General features: G+C 69.2%; 10 protein-coding genes. 7 read left to right on the forward strand and 3 right to left on the reverse strand.

Annotation, left to right across the window (positions count from 1 at the left end; genetic code table 11):
• Positions 1–568, forward strand: a 568-nt coding sequence (locus tag FNH05_RS23030) for a hypothetical protein (RefSeq protein WP_246127899.1), incomplete at its 5' end; no start/stop codon positions are given.
• Positions 569–630: 62 nt separating this feature from the next.
• On the opposite strand, the gene FNH05_RS23035 is transcribed toward FNH05_RS23030, so the two are convergent.
• The gene (locus FNH05_RS23035; protein ID WP_144590802.1) at positions 631–1590 is read right to left on the reverse strand and encodes an MBL fold metallo-hydrolase; all 960 of its coding nucleotides are present in this window, start codon (positions 1588–1590) and stop codon (positions 631–633) included.
• Between the two features lie 95 nt (positions 1591–1685).
• Between FNH05_RS23035 and FNH05_RS23040 the strand changes: the two genes are divergently transcribed.
• Entirely contained in the window at positions 1686–2621 is a 936-nt protein-coding gene (locus FNH05_RS23040) for an AraC family transcriptional regulator (protein WP_144590803.1), read from the forward strand.
• Between the two features lie 36 nt (positions 2622–2657).
• On the opposite strand, the gene FNH05_RS23045 is transcribed toward FNH05_RS23040, so the two are convergent.
• Positions 2658–3125 (reverse strand): MarR family winged helix-turn-helix transcriptional regulator, encoded by a 468-nt coding sequence (locus tag FNH05_RS23045; RefSeq protein ID WP_144590804.1) that lies wholly within the window; start codon positions 3123–3125, stop codon positions 2658–2660.
• A gap of 113 nt (positions 3126–3238) precedes the next feature.
• Between FNH05_RS23045 and FNH05_RS23050 the strand changes: the two genes are divergently transcribed.
• Positions 3239–4129: an alpha/beta fold hydrolase gene (locus FNH05_RS23050; protein ID WP_144590805.1), complete on the forward strand. Its 891-nt coding sequence runs from the start codon at positions 3239–3241 to the stop codon at positions 4127–4129.
• A gap of 114 nt (positions 4130–4243) precedes the next feature.
• Entirely contained in the window at positions 4244–5113 is an 870-nt protein-coding gene (locus tag FNH05_RS23055) for a tetratricopeptide repeat protein (RefSeq protein ID WP_144590806.1), read from the forward strand.
• Between the two features lie 35 nt (positions 5114–5148).
• On the opposite strand, the gene FNH05_RS23060 is transcribed toward FNH05_RS23055, so the two are convergent.
• Positions 5149–6090 carry a winged helix-turn-helix transcriptional regulator gene (locus FNH05_RS23060; RefSeq protein ID WP_144590807.1) on the reverse strand — a complete coding sequence of 314 codons (942 nt, stop codon included), beginning with the start codon at positions 6088–6090 and terminating at the stop codon, positions 5149–5151.
• A 167-nt stretch (positions 6091–6257) separates the two neighbouring features.
• On the opposite strand from FNH05_RS23060, the gene FNH05_RS23065 reads away from it, so the two are divergent.
• The 3 genes from FNH05_RS23065 to FNH05_RS23075 form a co-directional block, all read left to right on the forward strand.
• The gene (locus tag FNH05_RS23065) at positions 6258–6764 is read left to right on the forward strand and encodes a hypothetical protein (protein WP_144590808.1); all 507 of its coding nucleotides are present in this window, start codon (positions 6258–6260) and stop codon (positions 6762–6764) included.
• Positions 6765–6902: 138 nt separating this feature from the next.
• The gene (locus FNH05_RS23070; protein ID WP_144590809.1) at positions 6903–9269 is read left to right on the forward strand and encodes a hypothetical protein; all 2367 of its coding nucleotides are present in this window, start codon (positions 6903–6905) and stop codon (positions 9267–9269) included.
• Positions 9266–9822 (forward strand): hypothetical protein (locus tag FNH05_RS23075; RefSeq protein WP_144590810.1); only part of this gene is annotated, 557 nt, incomplete at its 3' end. The genes FNH05_RS23070 and FNH05_RS23075, both read left to right, overlap by 4 nt.

Genomic DNA, 9822 nt, shown 5'->3' on the forward strand with positions numbered 1-9822 from the left:
GGCCGGATCCGCGACAGAAGCGCTGGCGGGGAACACCGCGGGCGACGTGGCCGACTTGCTGCCGGAGCGGCCGATGAAAGCCCGCCGGACCTCGGCCCGCGAATCGGCCAAGCACGGGAAAACCGACGAGGCGCTGGGCAAACTGCGGCTCAAGCGGCTCAAGCGCAAAGCCGAGCGCGAACTGGACTGCGTTGCCTCCTCCACCGGAAAGGTCCGCGAATTCCTGGTACGGACCCCGTGCACCTCGCTGGACCGCATGCTCATGGCCGTCGGTGACGGACACGGCAACGCCGCGGTGGTGTCGGTGGTCCGGGTCGGGTTCCGCAACGCGAAGCAGGCCGAGGCCTTCGAAAAGGTCGAGCGGGTGCAGGGCAGCGGCGACGTCCGGCCGCTGGAGATCGCCGCGGTACTCGGCCTCACCGGCGTGCACATCACCGGGCACCACTACCAACCCCGGCCGGACAAGAACGCCATGATCATCGCAGAGACCGACATCGCCACCGGCCACGTCGACAACGCCACCCTCGACGCGCTCGCCGACATCGCCACCTTCCTGCCCGTGACCTGACCCGGCCTCGCCGAGGCGTCGATCACTGACGGGCAACTGGCTTGCGGATACGACCGCTATTGTCAGCCGAAGGACCTGTCAGCAGGCTGTCCGGAGTTTTCGGTACCTGCGTCGGCACCGACCCACCGGCCGATCCGGAACCGGCTGCCGTCGCGCTTCACCTCGACGGCGCCCGCGCCCGCGAAGTGCGCGGGGACAACGATCTCCACCTCGTCCGCGGCCCGTTCGAGCAGTCGTCGGCGGGTGGCCGCCGCCTGTCCACGGTCCTCACAGAAGCAACTGTTGCAGGCCGGTTCCAGGATCTGCACGGGGCTGTGCAGAATATCGCCCACCAAAACGGCCTTGTCGCCTTCCGAGTCAACGCGCAGCACGGATGATCCCGGTGTGTGCCCGGGAGCCGCTTCGAGGGTGAGGTTGCCGTCCACCCGGTAGGCGCCTTCCCACAGGGTGGCCCTGCCCAGCACCGGTGCGATGCTGTCGGCGTAAACGAGAAGGCTCCCCTGCTGTCGCAGGCGTTCGTGGTCGCTGCGGGGAGCCGGACGGCGGCCGGCGTTCTCGGGCGCGAAGTAGCGCTCGTCGACGGCCGGGATGAGGTAGGTCGCGTTCGGGAAAGCCGGTTCCCAGCCTTGGTCGCCGCCGAGCGTGTTCCAGCCGACGTGGTCGTAGTGGATGTGGGTGTTGATGACGATGTCCACCTCGTCCGGCCGGACACCGGCCGCGGCGAGCCGATCCAGGAAATCGGTGTCGAGGTGGTCGAACAGCGGGATCTGGGGCCGGTCGCGGCCGTTGCCCACCCCGGTGTCCACGAGCACGGTCCTGCCCTCGCTGCGCAGAACCCAGGTCTGCACGGCCGCGCGGTAGGCGTCCGTGTCCGGGTTCCAGTGATCGGGTGCGAGCCAGCCTTCGTTGTCTCGCCAGATCTCCGGGGTGCTTTCGGGGACGATGAAGCGCGCCGGAGCGACCTCGCCGGTCCATTCGGGAACCTTCGTCACCTCGACGGCACCGATGGTGAAATCACTCATGACGCCATGCTAGGCGCGCCTGGCGAGGCGATGAATGATCCATCGGCCCATTTCGATACGAGTTCGGGTCAGGTCGTGGGAGGTAGGATTTTGCCGTGGATCCGCTGAGCGACATCATCCGGGTCATGCGTACCGGGCACCCCTCGGCGAACTGGATGCGAGTCGGTTCCCCGTGGTCGTACCGGTTCCTGCCCTACGACGGCGCGGGTTTCCACGTGATCGTGCGTGGTTCGTGCTGGCTGCTCATGGAGGGGCATGACCCCGTTCAGCTCGGCCCCGGCGACGTCGTGCTCCTGCCCGCCGGTCACGGTCACGTGCTGTCCGACTCGCGGGACGCGGCCCGCCCGGTGCCATTCGAAACCGCGGTGGCGGATCCGGCGGGGAGCGTCGAGTTGCTGTGCGGAAAGTACCGGCTGGATCGGCGGCGGCCCCATCCGTTGCTGGCGATGCTCCCGAATGTGGTGCACCTGCCCGCCCGCGTCGGCGACCACGGCCGCCTGCGAGCCGCGCTCGATCTCCTTGCCGCCGAGACGACGACTCGGCGCCCGGGACGGGACGCGGTGCTCGCCGGTCTGCTCGATCTCCTGCTCGTCTACCTGATTCGCGCCTGGTGCGATGACCACGGAAACCTGGGCTGGCCCCGCGCGCTCCGGGATCAGGCCATCACCTCGGTGCTCGAAGCGATGCACGGCGCGCCGGACAGGCCGTGGCGGATCGACGACCTGGCCGCGGAAGCCGGCCTCTCCCGCACGACGCTCACCCGGAAGTTCACGGATCTGGTCGGGCAGGCCCCGATGACCTATCTGACGCACTGGCGGATGACGCTCGCCGCCCGGCTGCTGCGCGAGACCGACCTCGGGCTGGCGGCCATCGCGCGGCGCGTCGGCTATGCCTCACCGTTCGCGTTCTCGCACGCGTTCAAGCGTGAATTCGGCGTCGCACCGGGGCGTTATCGCGACGACCAAGCCCTCGGCATCGTGGCACCCGAGGAATCCGCCGAACTCACACCGGTGGTATCACTCCCCCGCTAGACCCAATGCCGGGTTTTACTCCGCGGCCCCCGGCGGCTACAAGGCGGTCGCGACCCAGCCCGGTGCGTCGAACCGCACGCCGGCGTCCCCGACAAGCGCACTCAGGTGTTGTTCGAGCGCCGCCAGTTCGGACTTGCCGATCCGGCGTTGAAAGCGAGACCGCAGCAGGTTGAACACGCGCTCGCCTTCTCGCATGACCTCGTGCCCCAGCGGCGTCACCGACAGTCGCTTGCGACGCGCATCGTCGGGATCGGGCTCTCGACGGAGATAGCCGCGGTCAAGCAGTGTTTCGATGATCTTCGCCGCCGACTGCTTCGTGATGGACATCCGGCGGCCCAGTTCGGAGGCGCTGTTGGCGCCGGTGTCGATGGCGCGCATGGCGAAGTCGTGCGCCGGGCGCACGTCCTCATAGCCGCGGGCAGCCAGTTCGGCGGTGGCGGAGTCGACCAGCACACGAAAACCGCCGAGCAGCAGCAGAGCGAGATCCGCACCGGAACGACTCATGCCGCAAGGCTACAACCCGAGACGGCGAACGACAACCAAGCTGTCGACAAAGACAGCCAGACTGTCTATATTCGACAGCGTAACTGTCGAACTTGTCGTGGAAGGAACCGCTCGTGGCCAAGGCCGTCCCCACTCCCGATCTCGCGGGAGTGACCCATCACACCGTCGCCGTCAATGGCACGGAACTGCACTACGTCTCCGCGGGAGAAGCCGGCTCGCCGGTGCTGCTGGTTCACGGATTTCCCGAGACGTGGTGGGCGTTCCGGAAGGTCATCCCCCTCCTCGCCGCCCGGCACCGCGTCTTCGCGGTCGACCTGCGCGGCTTCGGTGACTCCGCCGTCGCCGAGGACGGGTTCGACAGCACCACCGCCTCCGAGGACCTGCATCAGCTCATCGCGCACCTGGCCCTCGGACCGGTCCACCTCGTCGGACAGGACATCGCCGGTGGCGCCGTGTTCCGGCTGGCCACCTCTCACCCGCAGGACATACTCAGCTTCACCGCCATCGAAATGGGCCTGAGCGGTTTCGGCCTCGAAGCTCTCGGCGACGTCACCCGCGGCGGTTCCTGGCACATCGGCGTACTCGCCGCGCCCGGCATCGCCGACATGCTGTTCGCCGGCCGCGAGCGCCAACTGCTTGCGGAATGGGCGTTTCCCGCCATGACCGCCGTCGCCGGATCGATCACTTCGCAGGACATCGAGGAGTTCAGCCGGGGCTTCTCCCGGCCGAACGGCTGGCGGGGCGCAGCCGGCCTCTATCGATCGATGCTCGCAGAGGGCGACCAACTGCAAGCGCTCGCCTCAAGGACACCGCTGACCGTGCCGGTGCTGGCCGTGGGAGCGGGCGGTGGCGCCTTCACCGCCGAGACGCTTCGGAAGGTCACCAGCGGGGACATCGGCTCGATCCAGCTCGAAGGGGTCGGGCACTACGCCGCCCAAGAAGCACCCGGCCAGGTCAGCGACGCCATCCTCAGGCACATCGAAACCGTGGACGCCCATCGCTGAATCACGCCGCAGCTTCCCTTCACCAAATCCGCAAGGCAGTGACGCGGACGCAGCCGGACCATCTAGTGTGGACCACGACGGGCCGTCGACGGAGGGAACCGGGGGGACATCGCGATGTCCATGCACGACACGACGGTCACCAAACGGCTGAGCCAGGCCGAAGCGCTCAGCGGCCGCGCGATGCGGCACGCCAACGCCGGCGACCTGCAAGCCGCGTTGCCGCTGCTGCGCCAGGCCGAACAGGACATTCGTCCCCTCGTCGAAATCCTCCCGGCGGCACGGCTGGAACTCGCGGTCGTCCTGAACGACCTGGCCCTGGTCCTCGCCTGGCTGGGCCGCCCGGCGGAGGCGCTCACCCCGCTCCGGGAGGCGATCGCGCTGCACCGGGCACGGCTGGCCGCAACTCCCCCGATAGACGCAGGAACCCGACACGCGGCCGGGCCCGCCGACGTCGGGTTCCTGCTGGCCAACTCGCTGGACAGCCTCGGCAGCCGACTCGCCGCGCTGGGCCGCCACCGCGAGGCCGCGACGGCCCAGCGAGAGGCGATCACGCACTACCGGGACGCCCTCGCGGCCGCGCAGACCGATGTCCGCGCCTGGGAACTGGCCCGGGCGCTCAACAATCTGAGCATCCGCTGCGCCGATCTGGAGGAGCACGAGGAAGCGCTCGAAGCCAGCCGCGAGGCCGTCGACCTCTACCACCGGGTGCCCTCGGCCGATCCGGAGCAGCTGACCGGGCTGACGCACGCCACCGCCAACCTGGCGCTGCGCCTGGCCCGGCTCGACCACCGCGCCGAGGCCCCGGGCGTCGCCGCTCGGGCCATCGAACTGATCGCCCGGCTCCCGGAACCGCATCCGCGCAGCCAGCTCGCGGCGCTGGCCGACTCGCTGACCTGGCTCGCCTGGTACCTGCGCCGGACCGGCCACCCGCTGCGCGCCCGCAGCGCCGCCCGGACCGCCCGCGACCTGCGGCGACGCGCGTAGGCATCGGCCGCATCCCCCGGCACCGCCACGCCCTGCTACCGGCCGGGGCTGCTTCCCTGATCCCCGCGGTTGGTCTCGGCGAACATCATCCGGAGGTTCTCGCCGCGCGGGGTCAGTGCGTAGACGAGGGACGTCGACGACGGCGATTGGCTCACCACCCCGGCGTTGATCAGGTCCCACAGCCGCCAGTTCAGCACCTCGGGATTCGTGCCGAGCGGCCCCGCCTGAAGGTCGGCGAGGCTCCGCGGCCCGGTCATCAACTCACTGACGATCGACCGCAGCCACGGATCCGAGACGATGGTCCGGGTGTCCACGACGGGCGTCACCGGCGCGGCGCCCGGCAAGTCGGCCGGCAGCGGTGCGGTCGGCGGGGTCGGGCCTGCCTTCGCGGTGGCGAACCAGGTCCTCGCCCCCGGCGTGGCCAACAGCGCGATGACGGCGGCGCACCCGATGACGGCGAGGGCGGAGGTCACGTAGTCGACGTAGTACGGCCAACGCGGCATAAGGTCCCCGATCGCCGGCAGGGCTGCCACGTGTTGGTACTGCGTTCCCATGCTCTGCTGCATGCTCTGGAACTGGGCGTCGACCTGGTTCAGCGCGAGCTGAGTGGTCAGCGCGATCCCCGCCTGGGCGATGGCCAGCACGGCGAGCGTTCCCGCCGCCACGAGCGTGCTCACCCGCGCCCGCGGGCGGGGGCGCCGGAGCGCGAGCGCCAGCGTGACCAGGCCGGCCGTGATGGCCGCCAGGACGACCACCACCATGATGGTCGGCCCGATGGCGACCGACGGGAGTTGGGTGAACTTGATGCCGAGGCCGTATTTCGAACTCTGCTCGGTCAGCCCCCGCTCGAATTCACCGAGCGTGTCGGTGATGGCCCGGTAGCGCAGTACCTCGGCGACGGCGCTGGCGATCGCAACGCAGGCCAGCGCCAGTAGGACGATCACGACGGTCGAAACGGCGCGTGGCCTGCCCTGCATCGGTCCCCCTCCGGGTGTCACCGACCCTGGTAGAGCGGTGCGATGAGGGAAAAGTACCGGTGTCGTCAGTACCCGGGGCGTGACTTTCTCCGGTTTCACCGGAGTGGCTCAACCCGGATCCGCCGCGGCGCGCGGTGGAAAGCGGCTGTTCGGCCTAAGCTGCCGGTATGTCCGAGGATCCGGAGGAAGCGCTTCGCCGTTTCGACGAGTGGGAGCGCGGCTTCGTCCTTCCTGATCTGCCGTACCCGCCGCCGCCTTCGGGTTCGCGGTTCCTCCGGGACTGGCTGGCCGAGCGGGAGCGCGCGTTCCCGGCCTGGGCCGCGAGCCACGGCCCGGCCGACCGGTGGGACTTCTCCCCCGACTCGATCGACGCACTGGCCACCGTCGTGCGCGAGGAGACGCCGACCGAAGAACTGTTCCGGTCGCCGGAACGGGCCGAATTCGCCGAGGGCGCGGCGTGGTACTGGGGTGAGGTGCTCCGGCGGGCGCGGCCGTCCCGGTGGGAATACACGCCGGGTGAGCCCGACGAACACAGCCCTTTCCTGGGGCATTTCTGGGTGCAACGGCTCGACGTCAAGGCGTCCTACACTCCGCTGCTGAATCTGGTGCGCATGCTCAGGCTCGAAGACCATCGGCTACTGGGCGAATTGTTCCGGGAATGGATGTCCTGGTAGCCATTGACCCCCTGATCGGCGGTTGACGGCAGTCCGGCGGCCTCTGGAGACTCTGCGTCTGTGTCGCAGGCTCCCACGCCGCCTATCCGCAGCCGCTTTCGCCTGTGGGCTGTCGCGGCCGTCATCGGTTTACTGGCCATGCTCGTCGCGACACCGGCGACGGCCACCCAGCCCGCGGTGCCGCCCGGCGCGGTGGTCGGGTCCGGCGATGAGCGGACGATCCAGACCCAGGGAGTCTACGAGTACGAGGACCACAGCGCGCTCCTGCACGTCCCCATGCCCACCCAAGCCGACCTGAACAGGATCGCAACGGACCCGGCCGCCGAGAAGAACGGCACCTGGCAGCACATGTATGCCGCCTGGGGCAGGTACCTGCAGAAGCAACCGGGCTGGACCGTGTGGCGGGCGAAATACGCGGAAGTGGTACTCGGCGATGCGAAGGCTCTCGACAACATACCCGAGCCTTCGGACGCTCTGATGGCCCAGGTAGGCCCGGTGAAGGACGCGGCCGGGAATTTCACGTACCCGTTCAAGAGCACTTTCTACATGCTCGCCCGGTGGAAGGAGTTCAAGACTTATCCCAGCCAGTGGCCGGCGTGGCGTGCGCGGTACGTGACCATCAAGAACAACGACAGCAGAGGGGGCACGGCCCTCGACAAGAACGGCTTCGAGTCGGCTTACCGGCAGCAGGCGATCGAGGCGGATCCCACGCTGTCGCAGGGTGATTGGAAGTACGGGAAGCAGTTGCCGCCCGAGCTGAAGGAGCAGTTGGAGTCGAAGCTGCACATCGTCGACCGTCCGCTCGACGCCGTCGATCTGACCAAGCTCAAGATGATCCTCGAATTCAAGTCGGGGGATTCGATAGAGGGTAATGCCGGCCGTGAACAGCTCCAGGACCTGATCCAGATCGCCAAGGCGACCGGCTGCCGGCTCTACTACGTCTTCGGGAAGATGCCCGGCGACAAGTCGGTCGCCATGATCCGGGAAGAGGCCAAAGCGGCCGGGATCCAGGTCCCCGTCGTGTACTGGCCGGCACTCGCCCAGCCCGTCATGCCGGAGAACTGGGAGGGCAGGAGTCCGCCGGACGAAGACGGCGGCGGAGTCACCGCCCCGCCGCCGTCCGGCCCTACCGGCGGCCCGGCCGGAGGAGCCGCTCCACTGGCCGGGCCCGGCCAGGTCCCGGCCGACAGCCCGCTGGCCGACGCGATCGCCACCGCGCCCAACTCGGACGGGGAGGCCGTCACGCAGCGCGTGGCCAACCAGTGGTTCGCCGAGCAGGACCCCAGTGCCGGCGTCGACGATTCCGCGTACAGCCAACCCGACCTCGGTGGCGTCGACTTCTCCACCCTGCAACTGCGGTATGTCTCCGACACCTACCACAACGGTTCCGGCGTGCAGTACGCGTTCAAGGCGGACGCGTCGCCCGCCGGCGAGCAGTCCTTCGGCGGCCAAGCCGCTGCCCGGCTCGCCTCGGACTCCTTCTTCACCTGGCTGGAGCTGAGCACCGACAAGTTCTGGGTGAACCTCAATCCGGACGAGCCCGACCGCATCATCGACCCCCAGTTCGGCACGACCGACGCCGGGCGGGTACTGCTGCAGGCGGACCTGCAGATGAAGAAGACCGTCGCCAGGCTCATCCACCCCGACACCCCGGCGGGCAAACAGTTCTGGGACGCGATGCAGGGCGACTCGCCGTGCCTGCAGATGCGCAACTGGATCGTGCCGGACACGGCGACGGTCCGGGACAACGGCAACGAACTCTACATTCTGGACACCCCGCTGCGGGTCGAGACGGAGAGCGACTACATCAAGGCGCCAGGGGTCGGGGCGGACTGCGGCCGGCAGGACCGGGCCACCACCCAGCACAACGAGCAGGTGTACAAGACGACGATCCTGCCCCAGGTGCAGGACGCGGTGAACCATGCGCCCGAGTACGCCGACCTGCGCCGCGTGTACGCCAGCCGGGTGGCCGCCGAGTGGTTCCGGCAGCGCAGCGCCACCAAGCACACCGCGTACTCCGATCTCATCGGCAAGGGAGACATCAGCCGCTGGCGGTCCCGGGAACCGTGGACCCCGCGGCAGGTCTTCGACCAGTACGTCCAGTCCTACAAGAACGGCGAGTTCACCGTCAGGCACACCACCACCGAGGGCAACACCGTCTACACCAACACCTACGTCTACGGCGGGGTGGATTTCAGCCGGATCAACGAGAACAAGGTGAGCGCCGCCGCCTTCACCAAGGACCACCCGGACCTGGCCGATGCCGTGGGAGGCGCGCTGTACAAGCCGGTTCAGGCCGGAGGCGACCTGTGGTTCGGCGGCATGACCAGTTCCAAGCCGCCCGTGGAGGCCTTCGCCAAGCCGTCCCCAGCCACGTCGAATCCGTTGCTGTACCCGCTCGTCGCCCTGCCGCTGGCCGGTTGGCTGCTGGCGGGGGCCTGGCTGCTGTACCGCCGCCGCCGCACGACGGCGCCGGACAGCAGCGCGGACGGGAGCACGGCGTGACGACCGCGGCGGCACGTCCGGACCGGAAACCGCCGGCCGCGGTATTCGCGGGCAGCTACCTGTTCGTCGGTGTCGCGGCATTGGCCCTGGCCGGCGGGATCGGTGCGCTGTTCGCGATTCCCGAGCTCGGACACTACGAGAGCGAACGCGCCGCCGACGACGCCGCGGGCAAGCTCGCCACCACCGGCCTGGTGCTGTACGCCGTGCTCGCCGTGGTGTTCAGCTTCCTATGCCTGCTGCTGGCGATTCTCGACGGCCGCGGCCGGTCGGCGGCGCGGGTGCTGACGTGGGTGCTCGGTGGATTGACGGTCTGCTTCAACGGCGGGCTGCTGATCGTCGGACCGTACGACTCGGTGCCCTGGTACCGAAACCTGACCCAACTGGCGGCCGTGGCCACGGTTCTGCTCGCCATCGGGTCGGCCACGCTCCTCGCGCTCCCCGCGTCTCACGGGTACTTCCGCGCCATGCGGGCGGCCCGGCGACAACGACTGCTCGGCGCCGGGCCCCCCTCGGGCTATCGGCCGCCGGGGCACCCGATGCCCCCGCCCGGTTA

Origin of the sequence: Amycolatopsis rhizosphaerae, assembly GCF_007713715.1 — a bacterium.
Lineage (GTDB): Bacteria > Actinomycetota > Actinomycetes > Mycobacteriales > Pseudonocardiaceae > Amycolatopsis_E > Amycolatopsis_E rhizosphaerae.

Excerpts from the sequence above, each read along its gene's own strand:
- FNH05_RS23035 (WP_144590802.1), bottom strand. The coding sequence starts at position 1,590 with ATGAGTGATTTCACCATCGGTGCCGTCGAGGTGACGAAGGTTCCCGAA.
- FNH05_RS23045 (WP_144590804.1), bottom strand. The coding sequence starts at position 3,125 with ATGAGTCGTTCCGGTGCGGATCTCGCTCTGCTGCTGCTCGGCGGTTTT.
- FNH05_RS23055 (WP_144590806.1), top strand. The coding sequence starts at position 4,244 with ATGTCCATGCACGACACGACGGTCACCAAACGGCTGAGCCAGGCCGAA.
- FNH05_RS23060 (WP_144590807.1), bottom strand. The coding sequence starts at position 6,090 with ATGCAGGGCAGGCCACGCGCCGTTTCGACCGTCGTGATCGTCCTACTG.
- FNH05_RS23065 (WP_144590808.1), top strand. The coding sequence starts at position 6,258 with ATGTCCGAGGATCCGGAGGAAGCGCTTCGCCGTTTCGACGAGTGGGAG.
- FNH05_RS23070 (WP_144590809.1), top strand. The coding sequence starts at position 6,903 with ATGCTCGTCGCGACACCGGCGACGGCCACCCAGCCCGCGGTGCCGCCC.